Raw genomic sequence first — 17,568 nt, 5'->3', positions numbered from 1 at the left:
AGTTAAAAACTATTGAACAAATGGGGAGAGGTTTACATGCAGCTCATAACATTCTTACATGAATTTATTAAACATCCGAAACATACTGGTGCAGTTGCGCCAAGTTCAAAAATATTAGCAAAGAAAATGGTAGATGTAATTGATTTTAATAAAGCAAAATGCATCGTAGAGTTAGGGCCTGGTACAGGGGTTTTTACGAAGGAGATTATGAAGAGAAAAAAGAAGGGAACAATATTTCTTCTTATTGAAATTAATGAAGTGTTCTGCAATGAGTTAAAGAGAAAATATAAAGATGAGCAGAACGTTATTGTTGTACACGGTTCAGCTGAAAATATAAAGAAGTATATGGAAGAGTTCCATATAGAATGCGTGGATTATGTCTTATCGGGATTACCTTTTACCTCTTTACCAGAAGAAGTTTCAAAACGCATTTTAAATAATGCAATGGAAGCAATACATGAGAATGGGGAATTCATAACATTTCAATATTCACTTGTGAAAAAAGGATTTATACAGCATTTCTTTCCTCAAATTACATTAGAAAAAGTGTGGCTCAATTTCCCGCCAGCGTACGTCTTTAGCTGTAAAAAAGAGCTAAGGAGAGTATATGCATAATGGAATTGCATGAATTATTATCCTATATTGAGCAGTATGGTTATTGGGCGTTATTTTTCTGTTTATGGTTGGGTATTATCGGTATGCCAATTCCAGACGAAATGATTGTAATGAGTGGCGGATTTGTCTCTTCACTAGGGATATTAAGTATCATTCCTGCATTTTTATTAACATATTTAGGAGTTGTATCCGGACTTTCTTTAGGTTATATACTAGGGAAAATATTTGGTACAAAAGTACTTCATAAACTAATGAAAAAGAAAAAGGCAAAATATCTTTTGAAATCTCAACAAATGGTAGAGAAATATGGTCATTATGCGTTAGTTACAAGTTACTTCATACCAGTTGTAAGACATATTGTACCGTATGTAGTTGGAATGAATAACATGTCATTTCGGGTATATGCTTTGTATTCCTATACGACAGGATTTGTTTGGACGCTCATTTATTTTGTGCTCGGTTCTTTATTCGGACAACATATTGAAAGAATTGTAGCAGTTGCGATAGAGTATGGTGTGTATTTTGGCGTAATTGTCGTTTTAATTGGTAGTTTGTTTTATGTAAAAAGAAGTGCAGTAGTGAGTAAGTAGCGGAGGCTGTTCCAAAATACATTTTGGACAGCCTTTTTTGTTGTTTCTACTATCAGTTTTTGTCGGTAAGTCGATATTCCTTGTCGAAACGTCGATATATTCGAAAAATCGTTGATATATTTTGAGTTGTGTTCGATATATTTGAAAAATCGCCGATATAATTTCATGTACCTAGATGTAACGCCACATTTCTTCTACATTAAGAAAAAGTTAAGAAACAGTACGAGTTTTTATTAAGAAATGCGCACTATACTTAGAAATGTTCTCAAGAAAACTTAATAAAAGGCGGAATATAAATGAAAAGATTTATTTTTGGAGCAGTACTTGTTATTGTCGCAGGAGCGGCATATTTATTAAATGGGAGTGCTACAGTAGATTCCATGAACCCATTTCTTAAATTAGAATATCGTTATGCGGTAATTGATAATGATGGAAAAGATTTAGGTGGAAATAAAGGCCGTGCATACACAGTGAACACATATGACAAGGATGGAAATAAAAAAGAGATAACAATTGATGGAGTGGATACATTGCAAAAAGGTTCATACTGGCATGTAATTACGAGAGGAAAGTCTGTACACGATAAAGTGCAAATAGAAGAAGAAATAATTCCTGACGGCGCAAAGGTAAAGTTAGGATTATAAGTATAAAACCGATTCTTAATTTAGAGAATCGGTTTTATTTTATGGTAAAATTTAGGTGTGGAGGGGGCGGAAGTTATGCTACTCATTGTTAGCCTTATTTTAATTGGAATCATGTGTAGTATGAGAATAGTATCATTACATATGATAGAACGAGAAAAGATAGAAGAACGATATGTATATTGTCCAAAATGTGATGCGAAAATTAGAAGAGGGAATGCTGCTCCTTTTTGTTCAAAATGTAATGTAATCTTTTAAAGAAGATAAAAAGGCCAAAACGAACATATTTCAGTTCGTTTTGGCCTTTTTTGAATGAAGAGTAATAACAACTTTCTATGTTCCACTCATAATTTCTACGGTTATCTCCGCAAAAATAGGTTTTTTTTATAAAATCATTTTATTTTGGAGCTACAGACGTTGAAACATAAAATTGTTACTTATTAGTATCTATAACACTTTAAAGTGCGTACTTTTTATTGTGTTGTAGATAAGACATAATTACATACGTGAGAGGGAAATGAGTAGTGTAGAACTAAAAAGCATATACGTTATTTTTCATAACTATCGTGCTTTAATCGGTCAGCCCTTGTCACATTAATTGATATTCATTCATCATTTTTAAATAGATTTTAGGAGGAGATTTTAAATGAAAGATTTATTAAAAGGTACACTTGGTTTTGGTACGGCACCACTAGGTAATATGTACCGTAATATTCCAGAGGAAGAAGCAATCGCAACAGTGGATGCTGCTTGGGATAATGGTGTTCGTTACTTTGATACAGCTCCACTGTATGGATCTGGTTTAGCAGAGATTCGTCTTGGTGAAGCACTATCGAAAAGAAATCGTGATGAGTACTTCTTAAGTACAAAAGTAGGTCGAATTATTTCAGATGAATTGGAAGATCCATCTACACGTGATTTAGGTGAAAAAGGCGGACTTTTCGAATTTGGTCGTAAAAATAAAATCATCAACGACTACAGTGCGGATGCAACTCTTCGTTCTATTGAAGATAGTTTAAAACGTTTAAAAACAGATCGTCTAGATTTTGTTTATATTCATGACGTAGCACAAGATTTTTATGGAGATGAGTGGATTTCACAATTTGAGATTGCTCGAACAGGAGCATTCCGTGCACTTACTCAATTGCGTGATGAAGGTGTAATTAAAGGCTGGGGCCTTGGAGTAAATAAAGTAGAAGCTATTGAACTTATGCTGGACTTAGAAGAAGCAAAACCAAATGTATCTTTATTAGCTGGTCGCTATTCATTATTAGACCACGAGCGTGCGTTAGAACGCGTAATGCCTGCGGCTGTAAAAAACAATATGGACATTGTTGTTGGTGGACCATATAGCTCAGGTGTTCTTGCTGGAGGTACTCACTTTGAATACCAAAAAGCGTCACCAGAAATCATTGAAAAAGTTAATAAAATGAAAAACCTTGCCAATCGTCATGGAATCAGTATTAAAGCTGCTGCTTTACAGTTTTCACTGGCTAACCCAGCGGTTGCTGCTGTTATTCCAGGTGCAAGTAAACCGGAACGAATTGCAGAAGACCAAGCTGCATTGAAAACAGTGATTCCAGCAGCGTTCTGGGAAGAAATGCGTGAACAAAAATTAGTTGCAGTTAATGCACCACTACCAATTAACGTTAAATAAAAAGGAGAGTAATGAAAATGGCAAATACTATTACATCTATTGAAATTCCAGCTTCACCTGCCCAAGTATGGCAATTAATCGGAGGTTTTGATGCACTTCCAGATTGGTTACCATATATCCCTAGCAGTAAAGTAACGGAAGGTGGACGTGTACGTCATTTAGCTAATCCTGATGGCGATGCAATCGTAGAGCGCTTAGAAGCATTTAATGAGAAAGAACGTTACTACACATATTCAATTATGCAAGCACCATTCCCTGTGACGAATTATTTATCTACAATCCGTGTTAAAGAAGGTAAAGATGCTAACACATCATTAGTTGAATGGTCTGGTAGCTTCACTCCTGTAGCGGTTACTGATGAAGAGGCAATTAATCTATTCCATGGCATTTATAAAGATGGTTTAGAGGCGTTACAACAAACATATTTAGCTTAATCAATTTATTAAACATTTGAAAGTCTGCAGTGTAACAACTGCAGACTTTTTTGATTATGGAATTTCTTTTTAAGAAAATATTAAGAAACCCTAGCACTATTTGTTAAGAAAATGTATCTATACTGAATTCTGTTGCTTAAAGAGAACATCACGAATTATAACAGGAGGTACAAATAGATGAAAACAATGTTAGAAGCGAAAGGGATTTCGAAAATATATGATACGGGCGGTAATACGTTTGAAGCGTTGAAGGATATTCATTTACAGGTGAAAGAGGGAGAATTTGTTGGCATTATGGGACCGTCTGGTTCTGGTAAGACGACACTTTTGAATGTCCTTTCTACTATTGATACAGTTTCGAAGGGTGAGATTTTAATTGATGGAAAAAATATTGTGAAGATGAATGATGATGAATTGGCGTTATTCCGACGTAATCATTTAGGGTTTATTTTTCAAGATTATAACTTATTAGATACGTTAACGGTACGAGAAAATATTGCATTGCCACTTGCTTTGTCAAAAGTGAAGGCGAAAGAAGTAGAATCTCGCGTTGAGAAGATTGCGAAGAAGTTTGGAATAGATCATATTTTAAATCAGTATCCGTATGAAGTATCCGGTGGACAAAAACAACGCTGCGCAGCATCAAGGGCAATTGTAACAAGTCCAAGTATGATTTTTGGAGATGAGCCAACTGGTGCGCTTGATTCAAAGTCAGCGACGGATTTATTAGAAAGTATGAAGACATTAAATGAAAAAGATCTTGTAACGATTTTAATGGTAACGCATGATGCGTTTGCGGCAAGTTATTGTAAACGTGTTGTATTTATTAAAGATGGAAAGTTATATAAAGAATTACATCGTAAAGGGATGACACGAAAACAGTTCTTCCAGCAAATTATTGATATGATGTCTTCCATATCTGGAGGTGCGACAAATGAGCTTATCTAGCATTGCACTTCGTAATATAAAACGAAATTTTAAAGATTATTTTATATACTTTGCCTCTATGATTTTTAGCATCGTCATTTATTTTACGTTTAAGGCGTTGCAATACAATTCACAAATAAGTGAAGCTGGAGATAACATCGGACGAGGATTCCAGCTTGCGAGTGTTATGCTCATTATTTTCGTTGCGGTATTTATTATATATTCGAATGGTTTCTTTACACGAAAGCGTAAGAAGGAAATAGGTCTTTATTCTTTACTCGGTATTCGAAAGAAAGAAATAGGTAAAATGCTTTTTTATGAAAATATGTTAATGGGTTTATTATCGTTAGTAATAGGAATTGTAATTGGTAGCTTACTTTCAAAAGGATTCCTAAAGCTACTTGTAAATATGTTAGAGCTACATGTAAATGTTCATTTTGAAGTACCAATTGGAGCTATTATAGATACAGCAGTTATTTTTTGTTTCATTATTTTATATACGTCATTTAAAGGATACCGCGTTATTTATCAATTTAAGTTAATCGAGCTATTTCGTGCAGATAACGAAGGCGAAGTTATGCCAAAAGATTCTAAAATAATGGCTATCATTTCTTTATTATTAATTGGATCAGGTTATTTCTTTTCAGTAACGGCTATTAAAAATGCAAGCAGCGATAAATTTATGCCACTTGCGCTTTATATTGTATTAGCAACAGTACTTGGAACGTATTTATTATTTAAGTTCTTTACTGTTTTTGCATTAAAAAGAGCGCGAGATAAAAAATCTTCATTTTATAATGGAATGAAAATGGTGACGACATCTCAATTACTATACCGCATTAAAGGAAATGCAAAATCGTTAGCGACAATTGCTGTATTAAGCGCAGTAACGTTAACAGCGGTTGGAATGTCTGTTACGATATATTACAACACATATATGCAGGCGAAGAAATATCACCCAGTTAGTTATTCATATGAAAAGAAAGATATAGAATTGGATCGTAAGGTGAGTGGGATTTTAAAAGAAGGAAAGAATGAAGTCATTCATCAATATGAATTAGAGACAGTAAAAGTAGTAGGAGAATACGGTGATGGAACTTCATTACAATCAAGAACAACAGAACTTATCGCACAATCATCATTTAATAAAATTGCAAAATATTTAAATGAAGAAACTTTAGATTTAAAGAAGAACGAATTGTATGCATTTGATGGTATGTACAGTGAAGGTAAGAGAGATAGTGGGGTATATAAAAATCGAAAAGCTACATTCCAAATTGAAGAAGTAGCACCAGTACAAGTGAAAGATGTACAAGCAAAAAACATTACAAACTTATATGAACTTCTAGTTGTTGTTCCAGACGAAGTATATGAGCAAGCAAAGAAGACAATTGGCTCTCATACTGTAAAAAATATTGATGTGAAAGATGAAAGAAATAGTAAAGTATTAACGGAGAATTTAAAGAAAGTAATACCGGAAGAAGATGCAGAAGGTAAAGAACAATTCAGTGATTTCTATACTATTTTCCGTGATGGTATTGAGGTATCAGGTTTAATGATGTTTAGTGGTATGTTCTTAGGACTTGTATTTTTACTCGCAACAGGGTCTATCATTTACTTCAAGCAATTAACAGAAGCACATGCAGATCGTGAGCGTTACATCGTTCTTCGAAAACTAGGTGTCACGAAAAAAGAAATGAAAAGGGCAATCGCAAAACAAATGAGATTTATTTTCTTCATTCCTTTAGTAGTTGGCATATTACACACTTTATTTGCATTAACAGGATTAGCGACAGTACTTCCGTATGAAATTGCAGTTCCGTTGTTAATTAGCATCGGCGTGTATAGTGTTATTTATATTGGTTATTATTTGTTGACGGTTCGTGCTTATTTTGGGATCGTTAGTAAATAGAAAAGAGAGAAAGAGAGCATAGTGAAAATTATGTTCTCTTTCGCTTTTTATCATTATTTATTTTCTAAAATTCGTTCAACATCATGTACACTTAATTTACTTGCCTTAGCAATCGTCTCAAGTGGTATACCAAGATCATACATACTTTTAATCATTTGGATTTTTCCCTGTTGAACTCCTTCTTTTCGACCTTTTTCTATACCTTGTTCTATACCTTGCTCTATACCTTGTTCTATACCTTTTTCTAAGCCCTTTTCCATGCCTCTTTTCATACCTTCTGTCTCTGCGTGGGCGAATTTTGCTGCTTCATCCATTAAAACTTTCTCCCTTGCGTCATAGGCTTGTCGGAAAGAGGAATCTTGACTCATACGTTCCCATTTGTTTATTGCTTTTTGTAAAATAGGGTCTTGGTTCATAGCAATATCCTCCAATAGTTTAGTTAAGTGCTCATCCTCATTTGCTGAAAGCAATAAAAGCCAACGAGCAAATGGGCCTTTCCACGGATTTACTTTTTCTTCATGCCACTGTTCTGTTAACTTTGGAATTTCTACAATGTGAATTTCTATGTCATCACTCAAGAGTTTCTGTTGTTGTGTATTCCACAATGTGCCCTTTGTATGAAATTCTTTGTGATCTAAAAACATTATGAAGTTTAATAAATTAATGGTGATGGTTTTACGAAGTGCACTGTAGGGCATACCTTTTTGTAACTGGGATGTGTATAATTTTCCCCAATAATATAAACTGCGTTTCATCATATCGTGATTATTATTAAGCTGTATTTCTACATTTACTTTTGTCCCTGTGTCTAATGTTGCTGAAATGTCTAGAATTGATAATTTATCATTTGCGTGTTCTCGGTGTAAATGTGGATCTTCTAATTGTAGAGAAGCAATAGGTGACTCTAAAGACTCTTGTAACATCGCGTTTAAAAAGGCAATGAGAATATCTTCACTACCATTCGTACCAAACAATTGTTTAAATGCAAAATCAATGCGTAAATTCACTAATTGTTGGTTGAACAAAGGTTGTCCTCTCCCTTATATGAAGGTGCTTCTTTTCTTAATTGTATCTAAAAATAACTAGAGGATGCAAATAGACCATTCTGCTATTTTTAAGTAGGATTATTATAATGTCAGAGGTAAGTATGGTTATGTTATACTCTAGTGAAATTGGGAAGTAGCGTATGAAACGGAAGAATGGAAACATGTTGAAGATGAAAAAGTAAGTGAAAATGAATTCTTCCAATCAGTAGCCGCTGCAATAGAGAAGAAAGATCCAAGTATTATTGTGAAGAAGGATGCTAATACGCACTGGAAAAATTGGGTGGAGTTTGATTACGAAAATTCATATTGAAATATCTTTGTAATAAAAAAGACGCGCTAAAATGTTAAAACTTTAGCTCGTCTTTTTGTATTACACAACCGCAGGATTATAAATCATCGTAAAGTGCCCTTGTAACAATTCAATATGACAAGGTGTATGAAGCGAACTTTCTCCATCTGTATCTACTTCTTTTTCTTCTTCTGTTTCGATATGAATGGATTTCGCTTTTACATGGAAGATGTCATTTGCATTTGAGTCTTCAAATAGTTTCTTTCCGATATAATCTTTAAATGCTTGAATACCTGTTGATTTGACTACGAAAATATCAAGTGTTCCGTCGTCGCATTTTACGTTCGGAATAAAGGACGGGATGCCGCCAAGATATTCACCGTTTCCAACCATAACAAGGACAGCTTCATCTTCATATACTTGTCCGTCATAAGTGATTTTAACTGGGAATGTTTCAGCATTTTTGACAGTTCGAATTGTGCTTAAGTAGTAACCAATTTTACCAAGCTTTGCTTTCTCCTCTGCATCAATATTGTTTGATACTTCAGATACGAGTCCAATACCCCAGAAGTTTAAGAAATGTTGTCCATTTGCTTTTGCAACGTCAACTGGTTTTACGTGTTCTTTTGTGATAAGTTTTGCTGCTTCTGCAATGTTTTGCGGAACGCCTAGTGTGCGAGAGAAGTCATTGCAAGTTCCGCCTGGAATGATCGCAAGTGTAGGTCTAGTTTCAAGAGGTGCTAAGCCGTTTGTGCATTCAAATACAGTGCCGTCACCACCAAAGACGATAATTAAATCTACTTTACTAGCAAACTCTTGGCAATATTTTGTTGCATCACCTTGTTTTTTCGTGTGAAGGATATGTAAGTCAGGAAAAGCTGCGGCAAGAGGTGGTACGATTTTCGTTAAATTTGTATGTAAGTCGCCTTGTCCAGCTTTTGGATTTACGATGAGGAGTACTTTTTCAAATTTTGTCTTTGTCATTTTTCATCTCTCCCTGTTTTTTTGTAATGGAAAGAAGGAGCTGTTCCGATGTATTTCAGAACAGCTTCTTCCTATTAATAGGGTGCTAAGATTGTCGGTTATTGTCGGTAAGTCGATATATTGAAAAAATCGCCGATATAATTTGAGTTGCAGTCGATATATTTGAAAAATCGCCGATATAATTTAAGATACGGTCGATATATTTTGAAAATCGCCGATATAAATTTCATGTACTATCGATTTTTTAAGTTATATGATTATTCCGTTACAACCGAAGCAATAAATGGTAAGTTACGATATTTTTCTGCGCAGTCGATGCCGTAGCCAACGATAAATTCGTCTGGAATTTGGAAGCCAACATATTCAGCTTTTAAGTCCACTTTACGACGCTCAGGTTTATCAAGTAGCGTACAGAATTTTAACGCTTTTGGTTTATGCATAAAGAAGTGGTCTTTTAAGAAGTGAAGTGTTAAGCCAGAATCGATAATGTCTTCTACGACAATTACGTTTTTGCCAGTAATGTTTACATCGATATCTTTTAATAGTTTTACTTTGCCAGTTGTTTCTGTTTGATTTCCGTAGCTAGATGCAGAAATAAAGTCGATTGTTACATCGTTTTTAATGTGACGAATTAAATCAGCAGCAAATACGAAAGATCCTTTTAATACAGCGATTACTACAATTTCTTCTCCTTCAAAATCACGTTCGATTTGAAGTGCTAGTTCTTTTACTTTTTCTTGTAATTGTTCTTCAGAAATTAAAGTGTCTTTTATTTCAATATTCATTGGAGTCCTCCTACAGTGTAAAACTTGTGAACATTTCGACTGTAAAGGATAGAAAGGAAAAAGTCAAAGGAGATAGTAATTTTTTACAAAATACGAACAAAATCGTCTGATGATATGATATACTAATTATATTAAGAAAACGCTTCCATAAAGGGTGATGATAATGAAGAAGAAACAGTACACAACTGTAACATTTATAAAAGCATTACTATTAACAATTGTTCTTGGATTGTTGGCTTATATAATTGATGTACCAGCGATTCGGATTTCACTAATTGGAATGACTTTAGTATTAGGCGCAATTTCTCATGGTATGATGTCGCAGCTACAAGAAGCTGGACTTGATGATATGAAAGATCATATAGATAAGAAATAAGAGACCTTCACATAGGCATAGTGAAGGTTTTTTTGTTTCTTACAAAAATGTAAGGTAGTTGTAAGGGAAATCGATAGTTGCATAGTAGTGTTTTGGATAAACTATGGGTGTAAGGTAAAAGGCAAGCATATTTTAGGTAAATTAAGTTTTAGGCACTCTATATGTGAAAAAGGAGTAGGAGGGCATGGAGAAACGTTGGACGACCTTTTCTTTTTTAGCAACTAGCAACACCGTAATGCTAGCTGGCGAGATGGATTTTTTGCACTTGTTTGATCGAGAAGACGATCATTCTTCTTCTAAATTTACAATGAAATGGAATAAATGGAGCGAGAGTTGTAGGTTGGAAGAAGAGGCCCCTAACGAAGAGCAAAAAATTATTTTGACAAACCCTATTAAAGCGTGGGTTGTTCAACGTCGTAAGTGTAACGTCAAAAATCACTTAAAGAAAACTGAGCCGAGACAATTAGTTATCGCTCCGGCCCATTCTACTTCTAAATCACGCGAAAGTAACATGTAAATAATTGAGACACACACCCGAAAAGAGCATTGTATCATACAGTGCTCTTTTTCTTTTTTGCAAAAAAGTATTTTGTTTGAGGAAAAATTTGCTATGATTATGGAGGAATCTTACATTTTACATTTAGTATGAAAGTATGATCGTAATAAAATTCGAAAAGGTGTGTGTATGATGAAAAAATATAGTGTAATTGCAGTAGCGAGTTTGTTAGCGACAAATCTATTAACCTTTCCTTCTAGTTCGCTAGCGGAAATTGAAAATAAAACGAGAAATAGTATAGAAGCTTTTTCCTATATACAGAGCAATGAGAAAAGCGAACTGCAACAACAATTAGAAGCTGTAAAAGAACGACAAATAGAATTAGAAAAAAGAGAAGAAATTTTAAAACAGCAGAAAGAATTATTTGTTAAGGTAGATGAATTAAAACAGAAAAAAGACGAGTTACTGAAACAAGATGGTGAACATAAAGTACAACTGGAAGAAGTACAGCAGGAATTAGATGAGTTGAAAAAGCAGCAAGCAGAACTTGAAGGGAAGAACCCGTTACAAGTGAAGGATAATAATGAAGAGAAAAAAGCTGCTGAATTAAAAAAACAAGAAGAACTTGAAGAGAAGAATGCATTAGAAATAAAAGAAAATAATAGCCAAGAAGAAAAAAAACTTGAAGAATTAGAAGAACAAAAAAAGAAAGAAGAGCTAAAGAAGCAACAAGAGGAATTACGAAAACAGCAGGAAGAATTGAAGAAGCAACAGCTAGAATTGGAGCAGAAAACGAAACAAGAGCTTGAGTTAACACAGAAAGAAGAGCAGGCAAAACAAGAACTTGAATTAAAACAAAAAGAGGAACAAGCAAAACAAGAACTTGAATTAAAACAAAAAGAGGAACAAGCAAAACAAGAACTTGAATTAAAACAAAAAGAAGAACAGGCAAAACAAGAACTTGAGCTAAAACAAAAAGAGGAACAAACAAAACAAGAATTTGAATGGAAGCAAAAAGAAGAACAAGAAAAGAGAGAGACAGAATTAAAACAAGCTACCATTACAATGCAAGTAGCGCCGCAATCATTTCCTGACGTTCCAGGATGGGCACAAGAGTCTGTTTATTATTTAGTTCATAAAAAAGTTATTTCTGGGATGCCAGATGGAACATTTTCACCAAGTAAAGTATTAAGCAGAGCTGAAGCAGCAACAATTATGGCGAAAATTTTAGAATTAGAAGTTAAAGAGGGGGAGAAACCAACTTTTACAGACTCTCAAGATCATTGGGCAACTCCTTATATTGCTGCTGTGGAAAAGGCAGGAGTCATTAAAGGGGAAGGAAATGGGAAATTTAATCCGAATGGTCAAATGACAAGAGCTGCTATGGCAACGATGTTAGTACAAGCCTATCAACTAGAGAAAAAGGTTCATGAAGAATTATCAACATTATTTCCTGATGTAAAAGATCATTGGGGTGAGAAATTCATTAATATTTTAGTAAGCATGGGTATATCAAGTGGTGTTGATGGAGGACGTTGGCAACCAGATAGATCCATTACACGTGCAGAGGCAGCACAGCTCGTCGCAGTTACAGATAAGTCTAAAGACAATGAATTGAAGATGAAGAAGATAAGCATTTCGAAAAAATTCTTTACGTATAATGGACCATCTTTATCATCTGGAATTTCAAAGGAATATGGCCCTAGGGAAGTAACAGTGTATGAAGAGCGAGATGGTGGCTGGATTAGAATTCATACGGATACTGGTTTTAAGTGGGTTTGTTTAGTTGAAAAGAAAGTGAATATGAATAAAAACTTTTTGACATATAATGAGGCATCCTTATCTTCAGGGATTTCAGGTGAGTATGCTCCGCAAAGTGTAACGGTTATTGAAGAAAGAGAAGGAAATTGGATTAAAGTTTATACGGCCTTAGGCTATAAGTGGGTCTGCTTAATAGACAAAAAAGTTCAGATTGATAGAGACTTTACTACTTATGATGCTCCTTTCAGGTCTGCGAATATACTAGATTATTATGGGCCTCAAGCAGTAACGGTTGTAGAGGAAAGAGGAACTTGGCTTCGTATACGTACATATGCAGGCTATCAATGGTTGGATACGAAAAAAGAAGCGAAGTATTTATCTAAAGTGTTCTTTGCTTATGATAGTCCAAGTTTTGTATCTCGTGTATCAGGAAGGTATGCACCACAGACAGTCGAGGTTTATGGTGAGAGAGACGGTGGTTGGATTCAAATTCAAACTAGTAATGGGTTAAAGTGGGTTAATGAAGGGAATATTAATCGTAGTCAAGTTATATTGAACGTACCGTCACTGTATCAATTCCCAGAATTGCATAATGGCTGTGAAGTCGTTTCTTTACAAATGCTTGTAGAACATCAAATTGGTCGCTCGTTAAATAAAGTAGCATTTGCTTTTGAAATGCCTTTTGATCAAACGAAATTAAAGAACTATAAAACATCATCACAAATTTGGGGAGATCCAGATGTAGGGTTTGTAGGTGATGTGACAGGAAATACGCCAGGATATTCTATTAATCCCGAACCACTAAAACGTTTGTTAGATAAATATGCAAGAGGAACGAATTTAACTGGAAATGATCTTTCTGTTTTAGAAGACTATGTGAGAAATGGAAAACCAGTAGTAACGTGGGTGACTGTCGCTTTAAATAATCCAAGACCAATTACAACGTGGAAAACACCAGGTGGAAAGACAATTTCTGCAAGAATGAATACGCATGCGGTTGTTTTAACAGGAGTGGATGATAATTACGTATACTATAATGATCCTTTCTATGGAACGAAAAATGTAAAAGTGAGTAAGAGCCGGTTTGCAAGTATTTATAATCAAATGGGCAAGAAGGCCTTAAGTGTAGATTAATTTTAAAAGGTTATCCGAAGATGATTTCGGATAACCTTTTTTACAATGAAATCTTTAAATGAAATATATTTTATCTGCATCTTATATTTATATCTCTTGTTTATTCTAGTGATACATCCGATGCGAAGTGATGTAAAACGTATAAAAGGAGAGAAATACAATGAAAAAGAAACTATTACCAATCTGTGCAATGGCACTTTTAGCAGTAGGATATTCTTCAGTAGCAAGTGCCGATACTGGAACAGTAACAAAGGAAGATGCAGCGCAAGTACAACAAGATAAGGCTAAAAAAGAAGAAGCGATTAAGATACAGCAAAAAGGTGAGGAAGAGAAAAAGAGAATAGCACAAGAACAGCAAAAAGGCGAAGAGGAGAAAAAGAGAATAGCACAAGAACAGTTGAAAAATGATAAAGCAAAAAAAGAGGCAGCACAAGTGCAACAAAAAAATACTGCAACTAAAAAAGAAGTAGCAAAGCCAGTTGTACAAGGTGAAAAATTACCAAACACAGCTTCTAATAATGTAGCAATGATGGCACTAAGCGCATGCTTTGTAGGGGTAGGGACATTATTTGGTTTGAAACGTCGCAATAAAGTTAAGGCGTAATTACAATATTGCCCTATAAAGAATGGGATAATTTCATATATTAAAAATGGTAGGTTATTCCTACCATTTTTGGCATGGAGGAATGAAGAATGAAGTTACTCAATTATATCGGTATCATATTGATGGCTATAGGACTATTTATGGGATCATATTATGCTGTGGAATGGTATAAAGGAAAAAGCTCTGCCGGGCAACTAACGAAGGAAGAAATAAAGAGCCTTAACAATATACAACATAATCAACTTTCACATGAAACCCCCGTAACTTCTCAAGTCCCTTCTTCTCAAACAGAGCATAAAGAAGGAGAAAAGGTAGCGATGTTACATATACCGAAAATAAAGAAGAAGTTTTCTGTATATTGGGGAGCGGATGATGCAACGCTGAAAAAAGGGGTTGGAATGTTCGTTAGTGATGTAACGACAACGCCATCTGGAGGGGGCCATACTGTACTAAGTGGGCACCGGGATACGGTCTTTACAGATTTAGGAGAGTTAAAAGAAAAAGATACTCTTGTTTTAGAGTATGATAATAAAACGTACACATATGAAATTCAAAAGAAGTGGATTACCCATGCGGATGATCGTACTGTTATTATAAAAAAAGAAGAACAGATATTAACACTGACGACTTGCTATCCATTTAATTATATAGGGGATGCACCGGATAGATATATTATCGAGGCGAAGTTAACTGCTAGTTATTCAAAATGAAATTATAGTTTCTGAAAGCGAGAGGGGGATATAAGTTATGGCAAAAAACATTTTAATTGTAGAAGATGAAGATATTTTGCGTGAAATATTAAAAGATTATTTTTTAAGTGAGCAATATGTAGTGTTTGAAGCAAGGGACGGGAAAGAAGCTTTAGTTGTATTTGAGGAAGAAGAGGTTGATTTAGTTATTCTTGATATTATGTTGCCGGAACTTGATGGGTGGTCCGTTTGCCGAAGAATCCGTAAAACATCTGAGGTTCCTATCATTATGCTGACGGCACGTGTTGATGAAGATGATACGTTACTTGGCTTTGAACTTGGAGCAGATGACTATGTGACGAAGCCGTATAGTCCGCCAATTTTATTAGCAAGAGCGAAAAGGTTATTAGAAAGTAGAAAAGTGACGAAGCGACTTTTAGAGAATGAAGATGATACATTATCAATTCATGGTATTCATGTCCATTTTCCATCGCGTACTGTTACGGTAGATAAAACAGACATTAATTTAACTCATACAGAATTTGAAATATTAGCGTACTTGATGAAAAATCAGGGGATTGTTTTAACACGAGAGCAACTCATTTCAAAAATTTGGGGATATGAATTTGCTGGTGACGATCGAACGGTTAATAGTCATATTCGTAATTTGCGAAATAAATTAGGAGAGAAAGCAAAGTACATTACAACTGTAGTACGAACAGGTTATAAATTTGAGGGGAATGTATGAGAAAAGGGGTTGTACTAAAATTATTTACCCTCACAACAGCATTATGTATGTTAATTTTAGCGACGATTTTTATTGGACAAACGATATTTTTTAAACAATATTACGCGAATCGAAAAGTAGAAGACATTAAAGTGAATTTAAATTCCTTCGAAAAGAATTATTTGAACTATGCAGGAAGTGCAGAAGGAATTCAGAAGCTAGAGCAAGACTTTTTAAGAGAAAATAATACGTGGATTACGACATTAGATCAAAATGGGAATTTAAAACATGCGGATGATTTTTATTTTGAGGTAACGATAGATCGTAGGCAACAAAAGAGCTTTGGACAACAAATATTCAAAATTCCCTTATACAATCTCGTCAATATAGAAGAGATTGATAATAAATCATCAGATCCATTTTTAGGACAAGAAATTTATTTTTCTGGAGTGAAAAAAGAAGAAAGTTTTATTCCATTCTCTTTTTCGCTAGGTAAGCAAAATTTGAATGGATTTAATAAACCGTTAGAAAAAGCATTTAATGAGAAAATGAGTAAATTAGATCAGGAGAAAAAGAAAGCAGCTGAGGAACAATTTGGTAAGGAAAAGAAGCCGGCAGTTCAGGAGCAAGCTGCCCAAGAACCAGATATTCACATAAGAGGGCGTGTTACGAAAGTTCAGCTTCCGGATGTAACAGGTCCTATAAATCCAATTTATAAAAATAGCATCTTTTTAGATAACATAAAAGAATTTCAAACGGATTTATTATTGAAAGAGAGCAAGCCCATACAATCTACTACACAAACAATGGACTATGAAAAAAATGATATTAAATATAAATTATTAATCAAACCAATAAAAGAAAAAGACGGATCCGTCACATATATATATGCGATGGCTTCTTTACAGCCTGTAGATGAAGCTGTACAAATGGTGCAAGATTACTACATTTACATCATTGCATTTGTAGTTGTTCTTATTTTTCTAGCTTCATTCTATTACTCTAAGCAAATCGCAAAGCCGTTATTAAAAATAAATGATACAACGAAGAAAATAGCGCATTTAGATTTCACAGAACAAATACCAATTACTTCAAAAGATGAAATTGGTGATTTATCGAAAAATATTAATGTGCTATCGAATAAACTCAATTCACATATTGGACAGCTAGAACAAGATATTGAAAAGGAAAGAAAGTTAGAAAAGACGCGGAAAGAATTCATTTCTGGTGTTTCGCATGAACTAAAAACACCGCTGAGTATTATGAAAAGCTGTATTTCTATTTTAAAAGATGGAGTAGCTGAGCATAAAAAAGAGTACTATTTTCAAGCGATGGAACGGGAAGTAGACAAAATGGATACTTTAATTTTGGATATGCTGGAGTTAGCTAAGTTTGAGTCAGGCACATATAAAATGAAAAAGGATTCATTTTATATTGATACAGTAATTGAAGATATATGTGAACACCTTTCTGTAGAAATAGAGAAAAAAGAACTTCGTGTTCATAAACATATAGGTCCATTTGAAGTAGTCGCAAATCAAGGCCGGATTGAACAAGTCATCGTAAATTTCATTACGAATGCGATACGTTATACACCAAATAAAGAAGATATTATTATTTCTACAATAGATGAGAAGGATTGTATAAAAGTATGTATTGAAAATAAAGGTACTCACATAGAAGAAGAACAATTAGATAAAATTTGGGATCGTTTTTATCGCGTGGATGCAGCTCGTCAGCGTTCGCAAGGTGGAACAGGTCTTGGGCTTGCCATTTCAAAGAATATTTTAGAACTGCATGATGCTGAATATGGAGTAAAGAATACAGAAGATGGTGTGTTATTTTATTTTTATTTACAGAAAAAAGCGTAGACAATATAATCTACGCTTTTTTAATTTATT

Annotated in this window: 18 protein-coding genes and 1 pseudogene; 16 read left to right on the top strand and 3 right to left on the bottom strand. The window is 34.4% G+C overall.

The window, feature by feature from the left end; all coding sequences use genetic code 11:
* The first annotated feature begins 36 nt into the window (after nt 1-36).
* The 8 genes from ACTFR9_RS23235 (at nt 37) to ACTFR9_RS23200 (ending at nt 6,776) form a co-directional block, all read left to right on the top strand.
* Nucleotides 37-615: a class I SAM-dependent methyltransferase gene (locus ACTFR9_RS23235; protein WP_071743380.1), complete on the top strand. Its 579-nt coding sequence runs from the start codon at nt 37-39 to the stop codon at nt 613-615.
* Nucleotides 615-1,205 (top strand): DedA family protein, encoded by a 591-nt coding sequence (locus ACTFR9_RS23230; RefSeq protein WP_061131988.1) that lies wholly within the window; start codon nt 615-617, stop codon nt 1,203-1,205. The genes ACTFR9_RS23235 and ACTFR9_RS23230 overlap by 1 nt, the downstream gene beginning before the upstream one ends.
* A 296-nt stretch (nt 1,206-1,501) precedes the next feature.
* A complete protein-coding gene (locus ACTFR9_RS23225) occupies nt 1,502-1,849 on the top strand; it encodes a YxeA family protein (RefSeq protein ID WP_048551156.1) in 348 nt (115 codons plus the stop codon).
* Between the two features lie 75 nt (nt 1,850-1,924).
* Nucleotides 1,925-2,104 carry a hypothetical protein gene (locus ACTFR9_RS23220; protein ID WP_000924672.1) on the top strand — a complete coding sequence of 60 codons (180 nt, stop codon included), beginning with the start codon at nt 1,925-1,927 and terminating at the stop codon, nt 2,102-2,104.
* 388 nt (nt 2,105-2,492) lie between these two features.
* Entirely contained in the window at nt 2,493-3,503 is a 1,011-nt protein-coding gene (locus ACTFR9_RS23215; protein ID WP_073541048.1) for an aldo/keto reductase, read from the top strand.
* A gap of 17 nt (nt 3,504-3,520) precedes the next feature.
* The gene (locus tag ACTFR9_RS23210) at nt 3,521-3,937 is read left to right on the top strand and encodes an SRPBCC family protein (RefSeq protein WP_000024113.1); all 417 of its coding nucleotides are present in this window, start codon (nt 3,521-3,523) and stop codon (nt 3,935-3,937) included.
* Between the two features lie 177 nt (nt 3,938-4,114).
* The gene (locus ACTFR9_RS23205; protein WP_000855632.1) at nt 4,115-4,885 is read left to right on the top strand and encodes an ABC transporter ATP-binding protein; all 771 of its coding nucleotides are present in this window, start codon (nt 4,115-4,117) and stop codon (nt 4,883-4,885) included.
* Nucleotides 4,872-6,776, top strand: a complete 1,905-nt coding sequence (locus tag ACTFR9_RS23200) for an ABC transporter permease (RefSeq protein ID WP_000059446.1) — start codon at nt 4,872-4,874, stop codon at nt 6,774-6,776. Before ACTFR9_RS23205 ends, ACTFR9_RS23200 begins: the two co-directional genes overlap by 14 nt.
* Nucleotides 6,777-6,829: 53 nt before the next feature.
* Here ACTFR9_RS23200 and ACTFR9_RS23195 read toward each other — a convergent pair whose 3' ends face one another.
* Complete coding sequence (locus ACTFR9_RS23195; protein WP_229136278.1) at nt 6,830-7,801, bottom strand: Rpn family recombination-promoting nuclease/putative transposase; 972 nt, start codon at nt 7,799-7,801, stop codon at nt 6,830-6,832.
* Between the two features lie 145 nt (nt 7,802-7,946).
* Here ACTFR9_RS23195 and ACTFR9_RS23190 point away from each other — a divergent pair.
* Nucleotides 7,947-8,132: pseudogene (locus tag ACTFR9_RS23190) on the top strand (DUF7003 family protein); the annotation flags it as partial.
* A gap of 60 nt (nt 8,133-8,192) precedes the next feature.
* Here the strand turns inward: ACTFR9_RS23190 and ACTFR9_RS23185 are convergent.
* Both ACTFR9_RS23185 and hpt read right to left on the bottom strand, forming a co-directional pair.
* Nucleotides 8,193-9,095: a diacylglycerol/lipid kinase family protein gene (locus tag ACTFR9_RS23185; RefSeq protein ID WP_000167903.1), complete on the bottom strand. Its 903-nt coding sequence runs from the start codon at nt 9,093-9,095 to the stop codon at nt 8,193-8,195.
* Nucleotides 9,096-9,352: 257 nt separating this feature from the next.
* Nucleotides 9,353-9,880 (bottom strand): hypoxanthine phosphoribosyltransferase, encoded by a 528-nt coding sequence (gene hpt / locus ACTFR9_RS23180; RefSeq protein ID WP_001019304.1) that lies wholly within the window; start codon nt 9,878-9,880, stop codon nt 9,353-9,355.
* Between the two features lie 160 nt (nt 9,881-10,040).
* Here hpt and ACTFR9_RS23175 point away from each other — a divergent pair, with 160 nt between their 5' ends.
* The 7 genes from ACTFR9_RS23175 to ACTFR9_RS23145 all read left to right on the top strand — a co-directional run bounded on the left by ACTFR9_RS23175 (nt 10,041) and on the right by ACTFR9_RS23145 (nt 17,538).
* Entirely contained in the window at nt 10,041-10,256 is a 216-nt protein-coding gene (locus ACTFR9_RS23175; RefSeq protein ID WP_002156638.1) for a hypothetical protein, read from the top strand.
* Between the two features lie 184 nt (nt 10,257-10,440).
* On the top strand, nt 10,441-10,773 hold the full coding sequence (locus tag ACTFR9_RS23170; protein ID WP_000415598.1) for a hypothetical protein: 333 nt from the start codon (nt 10,441-10,443) through the stop codon (nt 10,771-10,773).
* 168 nt (nt 10,774-10,941) lie between these two features.
* Nucleotides 10,942-13,647: an S-layer homology domain-containing protein gene (locus ACTFR9_RS23165; protein ID WP_025991606.1), complete on the top strand. Its 2,706-nt coding sequence runs from the start codon at nt 10,942-10,944 to the stop codon at nt 13,645-13,647.
* Nucleotides 13,648-13,807: 160 nt separating this feature from the next.
* On the top strand, nt 13,808-14,251 hold the full coding sequence (locus ACTFR9_RS23160; protein WP_000728008.1) for an LPXTG cell wall anchor domain-containing protein: 444 nt from the start codon (nt 13,808-13,810) through the stop codon (nt 14,249-14,251).
* An 89-nt stretch (nt 14,252-14,340) separates the two neighbouring features.
* Complete coding sequence (locus tag ACTFR9_RS23155; RefSeq protein ID WP_000771577.1) at nt 14,341-14,961, top strand: class D sortase; 621 nt, start codon at nt 14,341-14,343, stop codon at nt 14,959-14,961.
* Between the two features lie 37 nt (nt 14,962-14,998).
* Nucleotides 14,999-15,688 carry a response regulator transcription factor gene (locus ACTFR9_RS23150; RefSeq protein ID WP_001097107.1) on the top strand — a complete coding sequence of 230 codons (690 nt, stop codon included), beginning with the start codon at nt 14,999-15,001 and terminating at the stop codon, nt 15,686-15,688.
* Nucleotides 15,685-17,538, top strand: a complete 1,854-nt coding sequence (locus ACTFR9_RS23145) for a sensor histidine kinase (RefSeq protein ID WP_001225472.1) — start codon at nt 15,685-15,687, stop codon at nt 17,536-17,538. The genes ACTFR9_RS23150 and ACTFR9_RS23145 overlap by 4 nt, the downstream gene beginning before the upstream one ends.
* Nucleotides 17,539-17,568: the final 30 nt, after the last annotated feature.

Origin of the sequence: Bacillus cereus group sp. MYBK222-1 (assembly GCF_051916425.1) — a bacterium.
Classification (GTDB): domain Bacteria; phylum Bacillota; class Bacilli; order Bacillales; family Bacillaceae_G; genus Bacillus_A; species Bacillus_A paranthracis.
The sequence above is the reverse complement of the archived record's forward strand: the minus strand, read 5'-3'. Positions and strand labels throughout refer to the sequence as shown.